The 19,155-nt window shown below is 65.6% G+C and carries 19 protein-coding genes; 7 read left to right on the plus strand and 12 right to left on the minus strand.

Annotation, left to right across the window (positions count from 1 at the left end):
• The first annotated feature begins 52 nt into the window (after positions 1–52).
• Genes LZA78_RS13115 through LZA78_RS13140 form a run of 6 tightly spaced genes read left to right on the plus strand, consistent with a single transcriptional unit; the run spans position 53 to position 6,582 of the window.
• Positions 53–1,090 (plus strand): rod shape-determining protein, encoded by a 1,038-nt coding sequence (locus LZA78_RS13115; protein ID WP_218630805.1) that lies wholly within the window; start codon positions 53–55, stop codon positions 1,088–1,090.
• Between the two features lie 45 nt (positions 1,091–1,135).
• The gene (gene mreC / locus LZA78_RS13120) at positions 1,136–2,029 is read left to right on the plus strand and encodes a rod shape-determining protein MreC (protein ID WP_233677384.1); all 894 of its coding nucleotides are present in this window, start codon (positions 1,136–1,138) and stop codon (positions 2,027–2,029) included.
• Positions 2,022–2,561 (plus strand): rod shape-determining protein MreD, encoded by a 540-nt coding sequence (locus tag LZA78_RS13125; protein WP_233677385.1) that lies wholly within the window; start codon positions 2,022–2,024, stop codon positions 2,559–2,561. The genes mreC and LZA78_RS13125 overlap by 8 nt, the downstream gene beginning before the upstream one ends.
• Before the next feature lie 10 nt (positions 2,562–2,571).
• A complete protein-coding gene (mrdA, locus tag LZA78_RS13130; protein WP_233677386.1) occupies positions 2,572–4,494 on the plus strand; it encodes a penicillin-binding protein 2 in 1,923 nt (640 codons plus the stop codon).
• A gap of 11 nt (positions 4,495–4,505) precedes the next feature.
• Positions 4,506–5,645, plus strand: coding sequence for a rod shape-determining protein RodA (rodA, locus tag LZA78_RS13135; RefSeq protein ID WP_233677387.1), 1,140 nt, complete (start codon positions 4,506–4,508; stop codon positions 5,643–5,645).
• Between the two features lies 1 nt (position 5,646).
• Positions 5,647–6,582, plus strand: a complete 936-nt coding sequence (locus LZA78_RS13140) for a 2-hydroxyacid dehydrogenase (RefSeq protein WP_233677388.1) — start codon at positions 5,647–5,649, stop codon at positions 6,580–6,582.
• Here the strand turns inward: LZA78_RS13140 and LZA78_RS13145 are convergent.
• The 12 genes from LZA78_RS13145 to hisS form a co-directional block, all read right to left on the minus strand.
• Complete coding sequence (locus tag LZA78_RS13145) at positions 6,579–7,505, minus strand: carbohydrate kinase family protein (protein WP_233677389.1); 927 nt, start codon at positions 7,503–7,505, stop codon at positions 6,579–6,581. The genes LZA78_RS13140 and LZA78_RS13145 overlap by 4 nt on opposite strands.
• 4 nt (positions 7,506–7,509) lie before the next feature.
• Positions 7,510–8,976 (minus strand): mannitol dehydrogenase family protein, encoded by a 1,467-nt coding sequence (locus LZA78_RS13150; RefSeq protein ID WP_233677390.1) that lies wholly within the window; start codon positions 8,974–8,976, stop codon positions 7,510–7,512.
• A 1-nt stretch (position 8,977) separates the two neighbouring features.
• The gene (locus LZA78_RS13155; RefSeq protein ID WP_233677391.1) at positions 8,978–9,754 is read right to left on the minus strand and encodes an L-iditol 2-dehydrogenase; all 777 of its coding nucleotides are present in this window, start codon (positions 9,752–9,754) and stop codon (positions 8,978–8,980) included.
• Positions 9,751–10,752: an ABC transporter ATP-binding protein gene (locus tag LZA78_RS13160; RefSeq protein ID WP_233677392.1), complete on the minus strand. Its 1,002-nt coding sequence runs from the start codon at positions 10,750–10,752 to the stop codon at positions 9,751–9,753. Before LZA78_RS13160 ends, LZA78_RS13155 begins: the two co-directional genes overlap by 4 nt.
• Positions 10,753–10,761: 9 nt before the next feature.
• Positions 10,762–11,592 (minus strand): carbohydrate ABC transporter permease, encoded by an 831-nt coding sequence (locus LZA78_RS13165; RefSeq protein WP_233677393.1) that lies wholly within the window; start codon positions 11,590–11,592, stop codon positions 10,762–10,764.
• A gap of 3 nt (positions 11,593–11,595) precedes the next feature.
• Positions 11,596–12,468 carry a carbohydrate ABC transporter permease gene (locus tag LZA78_RS13170; RefSeq protein ID WP_233677394.1) on the minus strand — a complete coding sequence of 291 codons (873 nt, stop codon included), beginning with the start codon at positions 12,466–12,468 and terminating at the stop codon, positions 11,596–11,598.
• Between the two features lie 71 nt (positions 12,469–12,539).
• On the minus strand, positions 12,540–13,853 hold the full coding sequence (locus LZA78_RS13175) for an ABC transporter substrate-binding protein (RefSeq protein ID WP_233677395.1): 1,314 nt from the start codon (positions 13,851–13,853) through the stop codon (positions 12,540–12,542).
• Positions 13,854–13,948: 95 nt separating this feature from the next.
• Positions 13,949–14,905, minus strand: a complete 957-nt coding sequence (locus tag LZA78_RS13180; RefSeq protein ID WP_233677396.1) for a sugar-binding transcriptional regulator — start codon at positions 14,903–14,905, stop codon at positions 13,949–13,951.
• Positions 14,892–15,581: an HAD family hydrolase gene (locus tag LZA78_RS13185; RefSeq protein WP_233677397.1), complete on the minus strand. Its 690-nt coding sequence runs from the start codon at positions 15,579–15,581 to the stop codon at positions 14,892–14,894. The genes LZA78_RS13180 and LZA78_RS13185 overlap by 14 nt, the downstream gene beginning before the upstream one ends.
• 7 nt (positions 15,582–15,588) lie before the next feature.
• Positions 15,589–16,293: an ATP phosphoribosyltransferase gene (hisG, locus tag LZA78_RS13190; RefSeq protein ID WP_233677398.1), complete on the minus strand. Its 705-nt coding sequence runs from the start codon at positions 16,291–16,293 to the stop codon at positions 15,589–15,591.
• Entirely contained in the window at positions 16,290–17,360 is a 1,071-nt protein-coding gene (locus LZA78_RS13195) for an ATP phosphoribosyltransferase regulatory subunit (RefSeq protein ID WP_233677399.1), read from the minus strand. The genes hisG and LZA78_RS13195 overlap by 4 nt, the downstream gene beginning before the upstream one ends.
• A complete protein-coding gene (gene hisS, locus LZA78_RS13200; RefSeq protein ID WP_233677400.1) occupies positions 17,360–18,847 on the minus strand; it encodes a histidine--tRNA ligase in 1,488 nt (495 codons plus the stop codon). Before hisS ends, LZA78_RS13195 begins: the two co-directional genes overlap by 1 nt.
• 96 nt (positions 18,848–18,943) lie before the next feature.
• Between hisS and LZA78_RS13205 the strand changes: the two genes are divergently transcribed.
• The gene (locus LZA78_RS13205; RefSeq protein ID WP_233677401.1) at positions 18,944–19,150 is read left to right on the plus strand and encodes a SlyX family protein; all 207 of its coding nucleotides are present in this window, start codon (positions 18,944–18,946) and stop codon (positions 19,148–19,150) included.
• Positions 19,151–19,155 lie beyond the last annotated feature (5 nt).

The raw sequence follows: 19,155 nt of genomic DNA on the forward strand, positions 1-19,155 counted from the left end.
CTGAAACCCGCTCGGACACGAGTCGGGGCATGATTCTATTGGGATGGATAACATGATGGGTCTGGGCGGGATCTTCTCCTCTGACATGGCAATCGACCTCGGGACGGCGAACACGCTGGTCTATGTGAAGGGCAAGGGGATCATCCTCAACGAGCCCTCGGTGGTGGCCTACCACGTCAAGGACGGCAAGAAGCAGGTTCTGGCCGTGGGCGAAGATGCCAAGCTGATGCTCGGCCGCACCCCCGGTTCGATCGAAGCGATCCGCCCGATGCGCGACGGGGTCATCGCCGACTTCGACAGCGCCGAAGAGATGATCAAGCACTTCATCCGCAAGGTCCACAAACGCTCGACCCTCTCGAAACCCAAGGTCATCGTCTGCGTGCCGCATGGCGCGACCCCGGTCGAAAAGCGCGCGATCCGTCAGTCGGTCCTGTCGGCGGGCGCCCGCCGCGCCGGCCTGATCGCGGAACCGATCGCTGCGGCTATCGGCGCGGGCATGCCGATCACCGATCCCACCGGCTCGATGGTCGTCGATATCGGCGGCGGCACCACCGAAGTTGCGGTGCTCTCGCTGGGTGACATCGTTTACGCGCGCTCGGTCCGCGTTGGTGGCGACCGCATGGACGAGGCGATCATTTCCTACCTGCGCCGCAACCAGAACCTTCTGGTCGGCGAATCCACTGCCGAGCGGATCAAGACCACCATCGGCACCGCACGGATGCCCGATGACGGCCGCGGCGCCAGCCTGATGGTGCGCGGGCGCGACCTGCTCAACGGTGTGCCGAAGGAAGTCGAAATCACCCAGGCGCAGGTCGCCGAGGCCCTTTCGGAACCCGTTCAGCAGATCTGCGACGCGGTGATGCAGGCGCTTGAGACCACCCCCCCGGATCTGGCCGCCGACATCGTCGACCGTGGCGTGATGCTGACCGGCGGCGGCGCGCTTCTTGGCGAGCTGGACCTGAGCCTGCGCGAGCAGACCGGCCTGTCGATCTCGATCGCGGACCAATCGCTGAATTGTGTTGCGCTCGGCACCGGGAAGGCACTGGAATACGAAAAGCAACTTCGGCATGTGATCGACTACGACAGCTGACACCGTCAGCGGACGGGGGGCTTGCCCCCCTAGGCGGAGGCGCGATTGGCACGCAATCGGGACGATCAGGATTACGCAGGCCCCCTGCGCCGCATCGGCATTGCGGCGCTGATCCTTGTGCTGGCCGCGACCTTCCTTGTCTGGCGCATCGACAGTCCGCGGGTTGAACGCTTCCGCGCCAATTTCATCGACCGTTTCGTGCCGACCTTCGACTGGGCCATGGTGCCAGTGACGAATGTACTTGGCATGGTCGAGGGCTTCCGCTCCTACGCGCGCATCTACGAGCAAAACCAGGAGCTGCGCCGCGAGTTGCAGCAGATGAAGTCCTGGAAAGAGGCCGCCGTTCAGCTGGAGCAGCAAAACGCCAAGCTCTTGGCGCAGAACCAGGTGCGGCTCGACCCCAAGCTGACCTCGGTTTCCGGCGTCGTGCTGGCGGATTCGGGCAGCCCGTTCCGGCAATCGGTTCTGCTCAACGTAGGCTCGCGCGACGGGATCGTGGATGGCTGGGCGACGATGGACGGGCTGGGGCTGGTGGGCCGCATCTCGGGCGTCGGGCGCACGACAAGCCGCGTCGTGCTGCTGACCGATTCCTCGTCGCGCATCCCGGTCACGATCCAGCCCTCGGGGCAGCGCTCGATCCTGACGGGTGACAACTCGCCCTTCCCGCCGCTCGACTTCCTTGAGAACCCCGATCAGATCCGCCCCGGCGACCGGGTGATCTCGTCCGGCGATGGGGGCGTTTTCCCGGCCGGCCTTCTGGTTGGGCAGGTGATGCAGGGCCAGGACCGGCGCCTGCGCGTGCGCCTTTCGGCCGATTACGAGCGGCTGGATTTCCTGCGCGTGCTGCGCTCGCACCCGGCCGAGCAGTTGCAGGATGCAGGCCCCCTGATCCCGCCACCGCCCGCGACGATCGAGATGTCGGAGGGCGGCAATGGTTGATCCGCTGACCAGACGCCGGATTGCGCATCGCGCACTCTATATCGGGCTGGTGGCGGCGATCCTGTTCCTGCGTCTGCTGCCGGTCAACCCGATGGCCCACGGCATCCCCGGCCCCGACCTGACGCTCGCACTGACGCTGGCCTGGGTGCTGCGCCGCCCCGATTACGTGCCCGCGCTGCTGATCGTCGCGGCCTTCCTGCTCGAAGACCTGATGTTCTGGCGCCCGGTGGGCCTTTGGGCGCTGATCGTCCTTGTCGGGACCGAATTTCTGCGCGCCCGCGAAGGCGCCACCCGCGACCTGCCTTTCTTGCTGGAAATGGCGCTGGTTGCGGGCGTGATGGTGGCCATGCTGCTTCTCAACCGTATGATCCTTGGTCTGGCGATGGTCGATCAACCCGCCCTTGGCCTTGAACTGCTGCGACTGGTGATGACCCTGATCGCCTATCCTTTCGTCGTCGCGCTGTCGCGGCTTGCCTTCGGGCTGCGACGCGCAGCCCCGGGCGAGATCGACCCGCTCGGGCATCGACTGTGAGGGCGCAGGCATGAGACGCTCGGAAAAACAGACGCAGGAAAGCCGCTCGACGATCACCCGTCGCGGGCTGATGCTGGGTGCCGCGCAGGCGGCGATCGTCGCCACGCTCGGGCTTAGGATGCGCAAGATGCAGCTGGAGCAGGCCGACGAATACCGCCTGCTGGCCGAGGGCAACTCGGTCAAGATTCGCCTTATCCCGCCCGCGCGCGGTCTGATCCATGACCGCAACGGCACCATTATTGCCGGGAACGAGCAGAATTACCGCGTGACGATCACCCGTGAGGATGCGGGCGATGTCGCGCAGCTTCTGGCCGATCTGCGCCGCCTGATCGCGATCACCGACGAAGAGGCCGCCGAGGTTCTGGCCGAGATCAAGCGTCGCCCGCCGCACGCGCCCGTCACCGTCGCCGACCGGCTCAGCTGGGAGGAATTCTCGCGCGTGGCCGTCAATGCCCCCGCCCTGCCCGGCGTGACGCCGGATGTGGGCCTGTCGCGGCTTTATCCGCAGCGGGGCGATTTTGCCCATGTCATCGGCTATGTCGGCCCGGTCTCGGATTATGACCTCAGCCAGATCGCCGACCCGGACCCGCTCTTGCGTATTCCCAAGTTCCAGCTTGGCAAGCTAGGCGTCGAGGCCAAGCTTGAGGACGATCTGCGCGGCCATGCCGGCCAGCGCCGGGTCGAGGTAAACAGCGCCGGCCGCGAGATGCGCGAATTGGACCGCCGCGAGGGCGACCCCGGCGTGAACCTGCAACTGACGCTCGATTACCGGCTGCAAAACTTCGCCCATCAGCGCCTTGGCGAGGAATCCGCCGCCGCCGTGGTGATGGATGTGACCAATGGCGATATCCTGGCGATCACCTCGGCGCCGTCCTTCGACCCCAACCTCTTCGTGCGCGGGATCTCGTCCGCCGATTACCGCACGCTGACCAATGACGATCACCGCCCGCTGGCCGACAAGACGGTACAGGGCCTCTACCCGCCTGGCTCGACCTTCAAGATGGTGACCGCGCTGGCGGCGCTTGAGGGTGGCGTGATCGGCCCCGAGGAAACCGTCTATTGCCCCGGCCATATCGAGATGGGCGGGCGGCGCTTTCACTGCTGGAAGCGCGCGGGCCATGGCCGCGTGAACGTGGTGCAAAGCCTCGAGCAGTCCTGCGACGTCTTCTACTACGAGGTCGCGCAAAAGATCGGTATCGACAAGATCGCCGAGATGGCGCGCAAGCTGGGCCTTGGCACGCGCCACGATCTACCGATGTCGGCGGTGGCCGAGGGGATCGCCCCCACCAAGGCCTGGAAGCAGGAGCGTTACGGCAAGGAATGGCGGATCGGCGACACGATCAACTCGTCGATCGGCCAGGGCTATGTGCTGGCCTCGCCGCTGCAACTGGCGGTGATGACCTGCCGCATCGCGACAGGGCGCGCGGTCAAGCCGCGGCTGATCCTGTCGCGCGACGGGGTCGAGGAACCTCTGGCCGAGGCCCCGCAGCTGGAGGTCAGCCCGGGCTGGCTTGACCAGGTGCGACGCGGCATGAACGCGGTGATCAACGGCTCGCACGGCACGGCGCGGGGCTCGCGCATCGTCGCCGCGGAATGGAAGATGGCGGGCAAGACCGGCACCAGCCAGGTGCGCTCGACCGTGGTAGATAACAAGGAAGTCCCGTGGGAGCAGCGCGACCACGCGCTGTTTGTCTGCTATGCGCCGGTGGACAATCCCAAATACGCAGTCGCGCTGATCGTCGAGCACGGCGGCGGCGGTTCAGCCGCGGCCGCCCCGATCGCGCGCGATATCATGCTGTTTGCCCTGAATAACGGGCTGCCCCCGCTGGCCGCCTACCCGGCCGAGCAGCGCGGCACGATCAAGACCCGGCAGGACGAGATGCAGCTGATCGACCCCGAGACGGTCACCACCAGCGGCAAGAGCCGAGCCTGAGGGGGGATGGGATGAGCTATCTTGAAAGCAATCTCAAGACGGTGCCGACCGGCCTGCGCAAGGTGCTTTACCTGAACTGGCCGTTGATCATCCTGCTCTCGGCTGTGGCTAGCTTCGGGTTCCTGATGCTCTACTCGGTCGCGGGCGGCAATGCCGAGACCTGGGCCGAGCCGCAGATGAAGCGCTTCGCGGCGGGCATGCTCGCGATGCTGATCGTCGGTTTCACCCCGATCTGGTTCTGGCGCAACATCTCGGCGCTGGCTTATCTGTTCGCGCTGCTGTTGCTGGTGGCGGTGGAGTTCTTCGGCGACATCGGCATGGGGGCACAGCGCTGGCTGGTGCTTGGCCCGATCCGCATCCAGCCCTCTGAACTGATGAAAATTGCCCTCGTGATGTTCCTGGCAGCCTATTACGACTGGCTCGACGTCAAGAAGACCTCGCGCCCGCTGTGGGTGCTGATCCCGGTGGCGATCATCCTCGTGCCCACCTTCCTCGTGCTGACCCAGCCCGACCTTGGCACGGCAGTCATGCTGGTTCTGGGCGGCGGGTTTGTCATGTTCGCGGCCGGGGTCAGCCTTTGGTACTTCGGCACGGTCATTGCGCTGGTCGTGGCGCTGATCTTCGGCGTTCTGGAAAGCCGTGGCACCGACTGGCAATTGCTGCACGACTACCAGTTCAAGCGGATCGACACCTTCCTCGATCCTGGCGCCGACCCGCTTGGCGCTGGCTACAACATCACCCAGGCGCAGATCGCGCTTGGCTCAGGCGGCTGGTCGGGGCGCGGCTACATGCAGGGCACCCAGTCACGGCTGAACTTCCTGCCCGAGAAACACACCGACTTTATCTTTACCACGCTGGCGGAAGAGTTCGGCTTCATCGGGGCTTTCTCGCTCTTGATGCTTTACGCGGGGATCATCGCCTTTTGCATCTATGCCGCGCTGATCAACAAGGACCGCTTTTCAAGCCTGCTGACATTGGGCATAGCCGGGACGTTCTTTTTCTTCTTCGCGATCAACATGGGCATGGTGATGGGGCTGATGCCGGTGGTGGGCGTGCCATTACCCCTTGTGTCCTACGGCGGGACGGCGATGATGATCCTTCTGGCGGCCTTCGGGCTGGTGCAGAGCGCGCATATCCATCGCCCGAGGTAAGATGCTGACGATCCTTTACGATGGCGCGGCCAAGATGTGGCCCGTCTATCAACCCGCCCTGAGCGCCGCGCTGGCAGAGGCAGGCATTGCCGCGCGCCTCGTGCTGCCCGGTGAGGCCGCGCCCGAGGCCGTGGATTACATCGTCTATGCGCCAACCGGTCCGGTGCAGGATTTCACGCCCTTCACCCGCACCAAGGCGGTCCTGAGCCTCTGGGCCGGGGTCGAGCGCGTCGTGGGCAACGCCACCCTGACCCAACCGCTTTGCCGCATGGTCGATGAGGGGCTGGAGCGCGGCATGATCGAATGGGTCACCGGCCATGTGCTGCGCGCCCATCTTGGGATGGATAAGCACATCCTCGACCAAAGCGGCACGTGGGTGCAGGTCGCCCCGCCGCTCGCCCCCGAACGTTCCGTCGTAATCCTAGGCCTTGGGGCGCTTGGCGCGGCCTGCGCGCGCACGCTGGCTAGCCTTGGCTTTCGTGTCAGCGGCTGGAGCCGGACGCCGAAAGAACTCGCCGGAGTCGATAGCCTGTCGGGCGCGGAAGGCCTGCGCGCGGCGCTTGCCCGCGCCGAGATCCTTGTCACGATCCTGCCCAACACGCCCGAGACGACCAACCTTCTGAACGCCGAGACGCTGGCGCAGATGCCGCGCGGCGCGGTGATCCTGAACCCAGGCCGGGGCAATGTGATCGACGATGACGCGCTTCTGGCCGCGCTCGACTCCGGGCAGATCGGGCAGGCGACGCTGGACGTGTTCCGCATCGAACCCCTGCCGCCCGAGCACCCCTATTGGGCGCATCCGCGCGTGACCGTCACGCCCCATATTGCCGCAGAAACGCGGCCCTCGTCGGCCGCGCGGGTCATTGTCGAGAATATCCGGCGCGGTGAGGCGGGCGAGCCCTTCCTAAACCGCGTCGATCGCGACCGGGGTTACTAAAGTTCCTCGCGCCAGGGCGGGTTCGCGCCCGCGCGGCTGACGGTGATCCCCGCCACCCGCGCACCAAAGGCCAGCGCGGTGCGCAGCGCCTCGGGTCCAATCCCGCGCACCCCCGCCTTGGTCAGCAGACCGAAGCTTGCGAACCGGTCGAGCACACCGGCGTTGAACGTATCGCCCGCGCCGACCGTATCGACGACGGTGACCTTGTTCGCCGCGATGCTGACCTCGGTCCCATCCGCCGTCCAGGCCGTAGCCCCTTCGCCCCCGCGCGTCACCAGCACCAGCGCCGGGCCACGTGCCTGCAACAGCGCCGCCTTCTCGGCCAGCCCGCCGGGGCCGGGGATCAGCCAGTGCAGATCCTCATCCGAGACCTTCACGATGTCCGCCTTTGCAAACATCCGATCGAGCCGCGCACGGAACGCCCCCTCATCACGAATGAAACCGGGGCGGATGTTCGGGTCGATCATCACCGCGCGGGTCGCTCCCTCGCGTTCAAGCAAGGCCGCATAGGCCTCGGCGCCCGGCTCGCAGGCAAGGCTGATGCCGCCAAAGAAAAGCGCGTCCACCGAGTCCGGCAGGCTTGGCAGATCTTCGGGTGCAATCATACGGCCGGCCGAGTTCTCGTCATAGAACGTATAGCTTGCATGGCCATCGCGCAGCTGCACGAAGGCCAGTGTCGTCAGCCGGTCCGAGGAGATCACCTGCGAGGTATCGACCCCGCTGGCCGCCAGCGCGCCCGCCAGTTGCGCACCGAAAAGATCGGTCGAGAGGCCGGTCAACATGCCGACATCAGCACCCAGACGGCCTAACGCGATGGCGGTGTTGAACACAGCGCCGCCCGAATGGGGTGCAAACGCACTGCCGCCCTCGACGGTCGGCACCGGAATCATGTCGATCAGGGCCTCACCACAGCACAGGATCATCGTCTCACCTTTCCAGATAGGTTCTCAGCGCGGCCTCGAGCCCCTCGGCATGGATCTGTCGCAACCATTTACCGAAAGCCTCCGCAAAACGCGGCTCATCCGCAAGATCGCCGTAAAGCGCGCGGTTCTCCAGCCAAATCTGCGGATTGGTGCGTGCGGCCTCGGCGCGCGGTTGCAGCGTCTCCCAGAACGGGTCATTCGGCGCGACGGCCGAGCCATCCTCGCGCACGCCGGTGCAATAGCGCGCCCAGGCGGCGGAAACCAGCGCCAGCCCCTCGACCGGAATGCCCTTGGCCAGCCCGTCACGCACCGAGGGCAGGATGAAGCCGGGGTGGCGACTTGAGCCGTCGAAAGCCACGCGCCGGGTGGTATCGACGATGGCCGGGTTCGAGAAGCGCCGCGCGATCAACTCGACATAAGCCTCGGGCACCATGCCCGGCACCGGGGCGACATGCGGCACGATTTCCTCGACCTCGACCTTTCGGAACAGCCCCGCGATCAGCGGATGTTCCATGCAGCCCGAGATGGTCTCAACCCCCAGCACCTCGCCCGCGTCCGAGATCACCTGATGTCCGCCGTTCAGAATGCGGATCTTCATCGTCTCAAAATCATGCACCCGGTCCGAGAAGGTCGCGCCGACGCGGTCCCAGTCGGGGCGGCCCGCGCAGAAATCATCCTCGATCACCCATTGGCGGAAGTTCTCATGGGTCACAGGCACCGCGTCCTCGATGCCAAGCTCGCGCACGAGGGCGAGTTCGTTCGGGCCGGTGGCGGGCACGATGCAATCGACCATCGAATTCGGGAAGGTGCAATTGGTGTCGATCCACTCGGCCAGGTCGGGGTCCGACAGGCGGGCCAGCGACACGACCGTCTGGCGCAAGATCTTGCCGTTGCCTTGCAGGTTATCGCAGCTTTGCCCGGTGAAGGGGCCAATGCCACGATCGCGGCGGAGCCGCAGGGCCGCGACCATTGCGCCGAAGGCGGTGCGCGGTGCGGACGGATTGGTCGCGTCGTGCTGAATATCCGGATGCGCCGCGTCGAACCCCTTGGTGACGGGGTCGATGTAATAGCCGCCCTCGGTCACCGTCAGCGCCACGATACGGATCTCGGGATCGGCCATCTGCGCGATCAGCGGGCCGTTGCCCTCCTCGATCGGCAAGTAGTCGATCATCGCGCCCGTCACCTCGGCTGAGCGGCTGTCGGGTGCCAGTTCGATCAGCGTTGTCAGGAAGTCCTGCGCCGCCATCTTCTCGCGCATCTGCGCATCATAGGGGCGCACGCCCGCGCCGACGATCGCCCAGTCATGGTTCAGCCCCATCTCGAACAGGCGGTGCAGATACCAGGCCTGATGCGCGCGGTGAAAATTCCCCAGCCCGATATGGACGATGCCCGGCGTCAATCGGCTGCGGTCGTAGGTCGGGCGGCGGATGCTGGCCGGAAGGGTGTCGAGGGTCGCGTTCGAGAGTTTCATCTCAGCTCATCCAGTTCCCGCCGTCGACATTGTAAGTCTGGGCGACGATGTAATCGGCCTCGGGCGAGGCCAAGAAGATTGCCATGCCGGTGAGATCCTCGGCTGTGCCCATGCGCCCAAAGGGGACGGCATCGCCCACCTCGCGCTTTTTCTGGCCGGGGGCCTTGCCCTCGTATTTGGCGAAGAAGGCATCGACGCCGTCCCAATGCTCGCCATCGACGACACCAGGGGCGATGGCGTTGACGTTGATCCCGTGCTGGATCAGGTTCAGCCCCGCGGATTGCGTGAGGCTGATGACCGCGGCTTTCGAGGCGCAATAGACCGCCACCAGCGCCTCGCCGCGCCGTCCGGCCTGGCTGGCCATGTTGATGATTTTGCCGCCCTGCCCGCGCGCGATCATGTGGCGCGCCACGGCCTGCAGGGTGAAGAGCGTCCCCGCCACGTTGATCGCAAAGACCCGGTCGTAATCGGCGCGGGTGATCTCGTCGATGGGCGCCGCGGTGAAGATCGCGGCGTTGTTGATCAGGATGTCGATCTGGCCAAGCGCCGCGACGGTTGCCGCAATTGCGGCCTCGATACTGTCCTGTCGGCTCACATCCATCTGCACCGCGACCGCCCTCGATCCAAGGCCCGCCGCTGCCGCCTCGGCCCGCGCAAGGTCGATGTCGGCGATGGCCACGCGCGCGCCCTCGGCCAGATAGGCGCGGGCAAAGGCTAACCCAATGCCGCGTGCCGCCCCGGTGATCAGGGCGCATTTGCCCTCCAGCCGCCCGGTCATCGGATCGCCAGCCCCTCTTTGTCAAAGCGGTGGATATTGGCGGCAGTGGGCGTCAGCCAGACGGTATCGCCATGGCGCACGTCCACCTCGCCCGAGGTGCGCACGTTGATCGTGCCGATCCCATCCACATGGACATGCGAGAAGGTGTCCGAGCCAAGATGCTCGCTGACGCCCACGCGCCCCTGCCAGACGCCCGACTCGCGCGACATATCGACATGCTCTGGGCGGATGCCGATGGAATGGGCGTCGTATTTGGCGGCCTCCGCCCCCTCGACGAAGTTCATCTTGGGGCTGCCGATGAAGCCCGCGACAAAGCGGTTGCGCGGCGTGCGATAAAGCTCAAGCGGGCTGCCCACCTGCTCGATGCGTCCGGCATGCAGCACCACGATCTTGTCGGCCATGGTCATGGCCTCGACCTGATCGTGGGTCACGTAGATCATCGTGGTCTTCAGCGTCTGGTGCAGCTCCGAGATCTCAAGGCGCATGTTCACCCGCAGCGCCGCGTCGAGGTTCGACAGCGGCTCGTCGAACAGGAACGCCTTCGGCTCGCGCACAATGGCGCGCCCGATGGCCACCCGCTGACGCTGCCCACCCGAAAGCTGGCCGGGGCGGCGGTCGAGGTATTGCGCTAGGTTCAGCACCGAGGCGGCCTCGTTCACGCGCTTGTCGATCTCGGTCGGGTCCATCCCCGCCATTTTCAGCGGAAAGGCGATGTTCTTGCGCACCGACATATGCGGGTAAAGCGCGTAGGACTGGAACACCATGGCCAGCCCGCGCTTGGCGGGGGGCACATCGGTCGCGTCCTCGCGGTCGATGCGGATCTGCCCAGAGGTGATGTCTTCAAGCCCCGCGATCAGGCGCAGCAGGGTGGATTTCCCGCAGCCCGAAGGGCCAACGAAGACCACGAATTCACCATCGTCGATGGTCAGATCAAGCGGCGGAATGACTTCGACTTCGCCGAATGCCTTCCGAACCTTGTCGAGCGTGATACGTCCCATGTCGGCTCCTTATTTCACCGCGCCAAAAGTCAGGCCGCGGACGAGTTGTTTCTGGCTGAACCAGCCCATGATCAGGATCGGCGCGATCGCCATGGTCGAGGCAGCCGAGAGTTTTGCGTAGAAAAGGCCCTCGGGGCTGGAATAGGAGGCGATGAAGGCGGTGAGCGGTGCGGCCTTTGCAGCCGTGAGGTTCAGCGTCCAGAAAGCCTCGTTCCAGGCGAGAATGATGTTGAGAAGCAGGGTCGAGGCGATCCCCGGAACCGCCATGGGCGTCAGCACATAAAGGATCTCGGCGCGCAGCGTGGCCCCGTCCATCCGCGCGGCTTCCAGGATCTCGCCTGGGATCTCGCGGAAATAGGTGTAGAGCATCCACACGATGATCGGCAGATTGATCAGCGTCAGCACGATGACCAGGCCGATGCGCGTGTCGAGCAGTCCAAAATCGCGGAAGATCAGGTAAAGCGGCACCAGCACGCCCACCGGCGGCAGCATCTTGGTGGACAGCATCCACATCAACACGTCCTTGGTGCGCTTGCCCGGCACGAAGGCCATGGCCCAGGCGGCGGGCACCGCGATCAGCAGGCCAAGCAGCGTGGAGCCGACCGACAGCACGACCGAGTTCCAGAAGTGCCGCAGGTAGTTCGAGCGCTCCTGCACGGTGGAATAGCTCTCCAGCGTCCAGTTCGCGCTGAGTACCTCGAACGGCGTCTTGATCGCGTCGCCCTCGGATTTGAAGCTGAGGATGACGGTCCAGAGGATCGGGAAGAAGATCGCGATCCCCACGGCCCAGGCCGCCACGGTCACAAGCGCCTTGCGGTTTTGAGAAACTTTGCGTGCCATGGCTCAGGACTCCAGGTTCTTGCCGATCATCCGCATCAGGAAGATCGCAACGATATTGGCCAGAATGATCGCAACAACGCCCCCGGCCGAGCCCCCGCCCACGTCAAATTGCAGGAGCGACTGGACATAGATGAGGTAGGTCAGGTTGGTCGAGGCCGTGCCCGGGCCACCGTTCGTGGTCACGAGGATCTCGGCGAAGACCGACAGCAGGAAGATGGTCTGGATCAGGATCACCACGGTGATCGCCCGCGCCAGATGCGGCAGCATGATATAGGTGAAGCGCGACATCGGCCCGGCGCCGTCCATCTCGGCGGCTTCCAGTTGCTCTTGGTCAAGCGATTGCAGCGCGGTCAGCAGGATCAGCGTGGCAAAGGGCAGCCACTGCCAACTGACAATGCCGATGATCGAGGCAAGCGGCGCCTGCGCAAGGAAATCATAGGGTTGCAGTCCAAAGAACTTGGCGATGTGGGCAAACAGGCCGTTCACCGGGTTGAGGAACATGTTCTTCCACACCAGCGCCGAAACCGTGGGCATCACGAAGAAGGGCGCGATCACCAGGATGCGCACGATCCCCTGCCCCCAGAAGGGCTGATCCAGCAGCAGCGCCAGAAGCACGCCGCCCACGATGGTGATGACCAGCACTCCAAGCACCAGTTGCAGCGTGTGCAGAAGCGCCGCGAAGAACGCAGGATCGGTCAGGAAAAAGCGGTAATTGGTGAAGCCCGTGAACTCTTCCATGCCGGGCATCAGCAGGTTGTAGCGCTGGAACGAGAAATACAGCGTCATCGCCAGAGGCACGATCATCCAGCCCAGAAGCAGCAAAACTGCGGGCGAAATCATGAGCCTTGCGGCGGCACGGGAATGTTTCGTGGCCATCTGAGAGGTCTCTGACTGCTAGAATTGAGGGATTGGGCCGGGGCCGAAGCCCCGACCCGTCCGGGAGCGGATTACTTGATGTAACCGGCCTTTTGCATTTCGCGCGTGGTGAAGGCCTGCGCGTTCTCCAGCGCCTGCTCGGCCGTGATCTGCCCGGCGAGGGCGGCCGAGAACTGCTGACCGACGGCGGTGCCGAGGCCCTGGAACTCGGGGATCGCCACGAACTGCACGCCGACATAGGGCACTTCGTCCACGGTCGGATGCGTCGGGTCGGCCGAGTTGATCGACTCGAGCGTCATCTTGGCGAAGGACACCTTCTGATACTCTGGGTTCTCATAGAGCGAGGTGCGGGTGCCCGGGGGAACGTTCGCCCAACCCTCTTTCTCGGCCACAAGCGCCAGATACTCTTTCGAGGTCGCCCATTGCACGAAGGTCTTCGCGGCGTCGGCCTTCTGTGTGCCCGCCGGGATACCCAGCGACCAGGCCCAGAGCCAGTTGCCGCGCTTGCCGAGCCCGTTGTCGGGCGCGAGCGCGAAGCCAACCTGATCGGCCACGGTCGAGTCGGTCGGGTTGGTCACGAAGGAGGCCGCGACGGTCGCGTCGATCCACATGCCGCACTTGCCCGACTGGAACAGCGCGAGGTTCTCGTTGAAGCCGTTCGACGAGGCGCCGGGCGGGCCGTAGCTGTTCATCAGATCGAGGTAGTCGGTCAGCGTGGCCTTCCAGGCGTCGCTGTCGAACTGGGGTTTCCAGTCCATGTCGAACCACTTGGCGCCATAGCTGTTGGACATGGCGGTCAGGAAGGCCATGTTCTCGCCCCAGCCGGCCTTGCCGCGCAGACAGACGCCATAAATCTCGGCATTCTTGTCGGTCATGGCGGCGGCGGCGGCCTTGATGTCGGCCCAGGTGGGGGCGTCGGGCATGCTCAGACCCGCCTTCTCCATCAGGTCCTTGCGATACATCACCATTGAGCTTTCGCCGTAGAAGGGCGCGGCATAGAGCGTGCCATCGACCGTCAGACCGCCCCGGATCGCGGGAAGCAGGTCATCGACGTCATATTCTGCGGGCAGATCGTTCAGGCCCACAAGCCAGCCCTTCGAGCCCCAGATCGGAACCTCGTAGGTGCCGATGGTCATCACGTCGAACTGGCCGCCCTTGGCGGCGACATCCTGCGTCACGCGCTGGCGCAGAACGTTTTCCTCCAGCGTCACCCACTCGACCTTGATGTCGGGATGCGCGGCATAAAAGGCGTCCATCAGACCCTGCATGCGGATCATGTCGCCGTTGTTCACGGTCGCGACGGTAATGGTCGTCTCGGCGAGCGCACCCGACGCGAGGGCGCCAAGCGCACAGGCGCCCATCAGGGCGCGGATCGTCATGTTCATTGTATTCCTCCCATAGGTGTGAGCATTTGCCCACAACACGAACAAATACTCACGTTAGCGCATGACTCTGTCAAGTTGGTTTTTTCGACCGCCTGTTATTTGGTCAAAAGCGCCCGGGCTGTAGGCTCATCGGTGATCAGCGCCGAGAGCATCCCGCCGTTCAGCGCGGCGCGGATCGCGGGTAATTTGGCGCGCCCCGCCGCAACGCAGTGCAGCGGCATATCGCGCACCGGAACGCGCACCCCGACCATGCGCTGGTTGATCGGGTGATCGAGGAATTTCCCTTCGGCGTCAAAGATGTGCCCGCAGATCTCGCCAGCGGCGCCAGCGGCGCTCAACTCGGCATGTTCGGCAGGCGTGAGGAAGCCGTCCACCAGCAGCGGCGCGGTCGCATCCATCTGGCCAATGCCGACGATGGCCATATCCGCAGCCTCCGCCAGCGCGCGCGAGGCCTTCACATGCGGAAGCGAACGATAGAGCGCCAGTTCCTCGGGCGTACGGGCAACGACGGGAATCGCCATCGGGTAATGCGGCGCGTTGGTCTTTTCCGCGAGTCGCATGATCACCTCGTAGAACGAGGCCGAGCCATCCGGCGCCACGTTCCCGATCAACGAGACCAGCCGATGCCGTGCACCATCGATGGCCTGCATATGCTCGACCACCATGCGCAGCGTGCGCCCCGTGCCAAGCGCGATGGTGCGCGGTTCCTCGGCCATGAAGATCCGCTCGAACACTGGCGCTGCGAAGGGGGCAAGGCCGCGCAGCGCGTCGCCCTCGCCCGCGCCGGGCGACACCCAGGCAGCCGACAGCCCGAAACGCGACCGGAGTTGCCGTTCGAGCTCCAGGCATTCGGCGATGGGATGGTCGATGCGCACCCGGATCAGCCCCTCGGCCGAGGCCCGCGCGACAAGCCGCTGCGCGCGCTGGCGCGAGATACCCAATTCCGCCGCGATCTGATCCTGCGTGAGGCCGCCGACGAACGACAGCCAGGCCGCGCGCGCCGCCAGATCCCGTGGCGAGTAATCGCTCTCTGCCCCGTTATTCTGTGCCATCCGCGCGCGCTCCTCCAAACTCCTGATCAGGATGGAAGAAATCCGCAAAGGATGCAAACGTGCGATGCGGCTGCGCCTCGGGGTCGGGGGTCAGGTCAAGGCCGCGCAGATGGCTGCCGCCGGTAAAGCGCCAGACCTGCATCCCGGCGGCAAGGCCCGCGCGCACGCCCACCAGCGAATCCTCGATCACCAGGCAGCGGGCCGGGTCGGCCCCGAATTTCGCCGCCGCGTGCAGGAAGATATCCGGCGCGGGCTTGCCGTTGCGCACCTCGGAGGCGGTCACGCTGCGCCCCGCGAACAGCTCGGCGAAGCCAACGATATCAAGCGATTGCGCAAGGCGCGGCGGGCTGGAGCTGGTGGCGAGGCAATAAGGCATGTTCAGCGCCTCGATCACCTGCCGCACGCCGGGCATCGGTTGAAGGCCCGCGCGGAACCCCGCGATCAGGCGGGCGCGGTAATCGGCCTCGAAGCCCTCGGGCAGGGCCACGCCGAAATCCTTGCGGATCGTGGCCAGCACGACCGGGTAGCTGCGCCCCAGAAAATGCCGTGCGACATAGGGCATGTCGACGCAGATGCCATAGCCTTGCAGCTCGGCGATCAGCATCCGGGCCGAGATGACCTCGCTGTCGATCAGCACGCCGTCGCAGTCGAAGATGACCAGATCGAAGCGGCGCATGGCGGGGTCAGAGCTTTGGCGGCGCAACGCCAAGCTGCGTGGCCAGCGCGGCCAGCGCCGCCTCTTGCCCCTGCCAGTCGGCGGCCCGCGCGGCGAACAGCGTCGCTTGGCTCTGGTGGATCAGCCCGTCCGACAGGATCTTAAGATGGTTGGCGCGCAGCGTCTCACCCGACGAGGTGATGTCGGCGATCGCCTCGGCGGTGAGGTTCTTCACCGTCCCCTCGGTCGCGCCCTGACTATCGACCAGCTGGTAGTCGGCCACGCCCTCGCGGGTCAGAAACTCGCGCACAAGGCGGTGGTATTTCGTGGCGATCCGCAGGCGGAATCCATGCGCGGCGCGGAAGGCGTGTGCGGCGGCGTCTAGATCTTCCAGCGTATCCACATCCGCCCAGCAGGTCGGCACGGCGATGATCAGATCGGCATGGCCGAAGCCCATCGGCGCAAGTTCGGCCACCTGGGTTTCCCAGTCGGCCAGCTTGTCGCGCACAAGGTCGGACCCGGTGACGCCCATATGGATGCGCCCGGCGGCCAGTTCACGCGGGATCTCGCCCGCCGAGAGCAGCACCAGTTCGACCCCCTCGGCGCCGTCCACGGCACCGGCATATTCGCGCTCGGACCCGGTACGGCGCAGCGTGATGCCGCGCTCGGCAAACCACTCGAAAGTCTTTTCCATCAACCGGCCCTTGGAGGGCACGCCCAGCTTGATTGTCATGCGAGCCCCTCCAGATCGGCGACCAGTCCGGGGCGGATCACGCCGCCCACGGCGGGGATCTCGCGCCCCTGCCCCAGCACGCGGGTCAGCGCGTCATAGCGCCCGCCCGAGGCCACCGGGGGCAGCGCGGGATCGGCGGCCGACAGCGTAAAGACGAAGCCGTCATAATATTCCATCGTGGTGCGGCCGTGGCTGGCGTCGAAGGTCAGCGCCGACAGATCCACCCCGCGCTTGTCGAGCGCAGACAGGCGACGTTCGAGCCGCTCGGTCGCCGCCTTAATGGCGGGAAGGTCCAGCGCACGCAGCCGCGCGGGCGCCTCGATGGCCGGGCAACGTAGGGCAAACAGCGCATCGAGCCGCGCCACATCCGCCGTGGCAATTGGTGCGGCCTCGGCATCGCGGGTCAGCCGCGCGATGCGCTCTTCCATCTCGGCAGGTGCGCGCATCCCGATCCAGGGCGCGTCGGCCCGGCCACCGGCCAGAACGGCCGCACGGGTCTCGGGCGCGGACACGAGGCCCGCATAGCGCGCCATCAGCTTGTGAAAGCGCTGCGGGCGCCAGATGTGCCGCGCCAGCGCCGCCTTGCGCTCTGGAATCGTGTCGAGCCCTTCGACCGCCGCGCTGAGGATACCAATGTCGCCAATGGTCGCGTTCAGCCCCAGTGGCGCCAAAGCGCCCGCGATCAGGGCGAAGACCTCGGCATCAGCCGCCTCGGGATCTGCGCGGTCAAAGACCTCGTAGCCGACCTGATTATACTCGGAAACGCGGGAGGCGCCGCGGTGGTCTTGCTTGCGGAACACCTCGCCCAGATAGCAATAGCGCGCGGGTTCGGCGCCATTGGCCATGTGTTCCTGCACGACAGGAACGGTGAAGTCCGGGCGCAGCATGATCTCGCCACGCAGCGGGTCGGCTGTGACGTAGGCGCGCGCGCGAATATCCTCGCCATAAAGGTCCAGAAGCGCATCGGCGGGTTGCAGGATATCGGGCGCGATCTCGACGGCACCTGCCGCGCGGAAGGCGGCCAGGTAGCGCTCGCCGGTGGCGCGGGCTGCGGCTTTGCTGGCCATTACGCCCCCAACATCTTCTTGACGGTGGCGACCATGTCGGCGCGGGCCACCTCGACCTGCGCGGGCTGCTCTTTCCATTCCTCAAGGCTGGCCGAGGCCGCGATCTTGGCCCCGAGCACAAGATCCTTGATCTGCACGACGCCGCGCGTGGCCTCGTCGGTGCCCTGGATGATGGCCACCGGGCTTTCGCGCTTGTCGGCGTATTTGAGTTGGTTGCCGAAGTTCTTCGGGTTGCCCAGATAAACCTCGGCGCGGATACCCGCACGGCGCAACTCGGACGCCATGCCGAGGTAATCGCCCATCCGGTCACGGTCCATCACCGTCACGACAACCGGCCCCTTGGCAACGCCACCAATGCGGCCCTTGGCCCGCAGCGCCGACAGAAGACGGTCAACACCGATCGACACACCCGTCGCCGGCACCGCCTGCCCGGTGAAGCGCTTGACCAGATCGTCATAGCGCCCGCCGCCCGCGACCGAGCCGAACTGCCGCTTGCGGCCCTTCTCATCGAGGATTTCAAAGGTCAGCTCTGCCTCGAAAACCGGGCCGGTGTAATAGCCCAGACCCCGCACGACCGAGGGGTCGATCACGATACGGTCGGGGCCGTAGCCCTGGCTGTCGAGAAGCGAGGCGATCAGTTCCAGCTCATCGACGCCCTCGGCGCCAAGCGCCGATCCTGCCACCAGCTCGCGCAGGCGCGCGACGGTCGCGGCGCCGGTATCGCGCTTGGCCTCCATGAAGCCCATCACAACATCGGCCTGTGCGTCCGACAGGCCCGCGCCCTTGGTGAAGTCGCCCGACTCGTCCATCCGGCCCTTGCCCATCAGCAGGCGCACGCCCGCCTCACCGAACTTGTCGAACTTGTCGATGGCGCGCAGCACGATGCCGCGCTCATGGGCGAATTTCTCGGGGTCGGACGGGTCCAGAACGCCCGCGACCTCCATCACGCCGTTCAGAACCTTGCGGTTGTTGACGCGCACGATGTAGTCGCCGCGCGGAATTCCCACGGCCTCCAGCGCATCGGCAAGCATACCGCAGATCTCGGCATCCGCCGCGACCGAGGGCGCGCCCACCGTATCCGCATCGCATTGGTAGAACTGGCGGAACCGGCCCGGACCGGGCTTTTCGTTGCGCCACACCGGCCCCATCGTATAGCGGCGATAGGGCGCGGGCAGATCGTTGCGGAACTGCGCGGCCACGCGCGCCAGCGGCGCCGTCATGTCGTAGCGCAGTGCCAGCCAGTCGCCGCCCTCGTCCTGCCAGGCAAAGACACCCTCGTTCGGGCGGTCCACATCGGGCAGGAACTTGCCAAGCGCCTCGACCGTCTCGACGGCACTCGTCTCGAGCGGATCGAAGCCATGGGCCCGGTAGACCTCGGCAATCGTGGCGAGCATTTCTGCGCGCTCGGTCACCTCCGCCCCGAAATAATCGCGGAAACCCTTGGGGGTTTCGGCGCGGGGACGGCGGGGGGCTTTGTCCTTGGCCATGGGTCCACTCCGGCTTGCACCTTGTTGCATCTCGCGCGAGGGTGTAGCGGAAGGGCCGCGGCGCGGCAAGCCAAGGATGGCAGGGGGAACAGGGCGATGCAGGACAGGATGGATCGCGCAGAGGAAGAACTCGCGCATCTGGTGCGCACGGTCGAGGAACTCTCGGATATCGTCGCCCGACAGACGCTCGAGATCGAGCGTCTGGGCCGCAAGGTGGGCCTCCTGATGGAGCGCGAGGCCGAGCGCGAATATAGTTCGGGCGGGCAGATCCCGCTGGCCGACCAGAAACCGCCACATTGGTAAGTGCC

It is taken from the genome of Rhodobacter flavimaris (assembly GCF_021378075.1).
In the GTDB taxonomy this organism is placed as follows: Bacteria; Pseudomonadota; Alphaproteobacteria; order Rhodobacterales; family Rhodobacteraceae; genus Rhodobacter; species Rhodobacter flavimaris.

Bases quoted from the DNA above. Each gene is read 5' to 3' on its own strand.
- LZA78_RS13115 (WP_218630805.1), top strand. From the start codon at position 53: ATGATGGGTCTGGGCGGGATCTTCTCCTCTGACATGGCAATCGACCTC.
- LZA78_RS13125 (WP_233677385.1), top strand. From the start codon at position 2,022: ATGGTTGATCCGCTGACCAGACGCCGGATTGCGCATCGCGCACTCTAT.
- mrdA (WP_233677386.1), top strand. From the start codon at position 2,572: ATGAGACGCTCGGAAAAACAGACGCAGGAAAGCCGCTCGACGATCACC.
- rodA (WP_233677387.1), top strand. From the start codon at position 4,506: ATGAGCTATCTTGAAAGCAATCTCAAGACGGTGCCGACCGGCCTGCGC.
- LZA78_RS13140 (WP_233677388.1), top strand. From the start codon at position 5,647: ATGCTGACGATCCTTTACGATGGCGCGGCCAAGATGTGGCCCGTCTAT.
- LZA78_RS13145 (WP_233677389.1), bottom strand. From the start codon at position 7,505: ATGATCCTGTGCTGTGGTGAGGCCCTGATCGACATGATTCCGGTGCCG.
- LZA78_RS13150 (WP_233677390.1), bottom strand. From the start codon at position 8,976: ATGAAACTCTCGAACGCGACCCTCGACACCCTTCCGGCCAGCATCCGC.
- LZA78_RS13155 (WP_233677391.1), bottom strand. From the start codon at position 9,754: ATGACCGGGCGGCTGGAGGGCAAATGCGCCCTGATCACCGGGGCGGCA.
- LZA78_RS13160 (WP_233677392.1), bottom strand. From the start codon at position 10,752: ATGGGACGTATCACGCTCGACAAGGTTCGGAAGGCATTCGGCGAAGTC.
- LZA78_RS13165 (WP_233677393.1), bottom strand. From the start codon at position 11,592: ATGGCACGCAAAGTTTCTCAAAACCGCAAGGCGCTTGTGACCGTGGCG.
- LZA78_RS13170 (WP_233677394.1), bottom strand. From the start codon at position 12,468: ATGGCCACGAAACATTCCCGTGCCGCCGCAAGGCTCATGATTTCGCCC.
- LZA78_RS13175 (WP_233677395.1), bottom strand. From the start codon at position 13,853: ATGAACATGACGATCCGCGCCCTGATGGGCGCCTGTGCGCTTGGCGCC.
- LZA78_RS13180 (WP_233677396.1), bottom strand. From the start codon at position 14,905: ATGGCACAGAATAACGGGGCAGAGAGCGATTACTCGCCACGGGATCTG.
- LZA78_RS13185 (WP_233677397.1), bottom strand. From the start codon at position 15,581: ATGCGCCGCTTCGATCTGGTCATCTTCGACTGCGACGGCGTGCTGATC.
- hisG (WP_233677398.1), bottom strand. From the start codon at position 16,293: ATGACAATCAAGCTGGGCGTGCCCTCCAAGGGCCGGTTGATGGAAAAG.
- LZA78_RS13195 (WP_233677399.1), bottom strand. From the start codon at position 17,360: ATGGCCAGCAAAGCCGCAGCCCGCGCCACCGGCGAGCGCTACCTGGCC.
- hisS (WP_233677400.1), bottom strand. From the start codon at position 18,847: ATGGCCAAGGACAAAGCCCCCCGCCGTCCCCGCGCCGAAACCCCCAAG.
- LZA78_RS13205 (WP_233677401.1), top strand. From the start codon at position 18,944: ATGCAGGACAGGATGGATCGCGCAGAGGAAGAACTCGCGCATCTGGTG.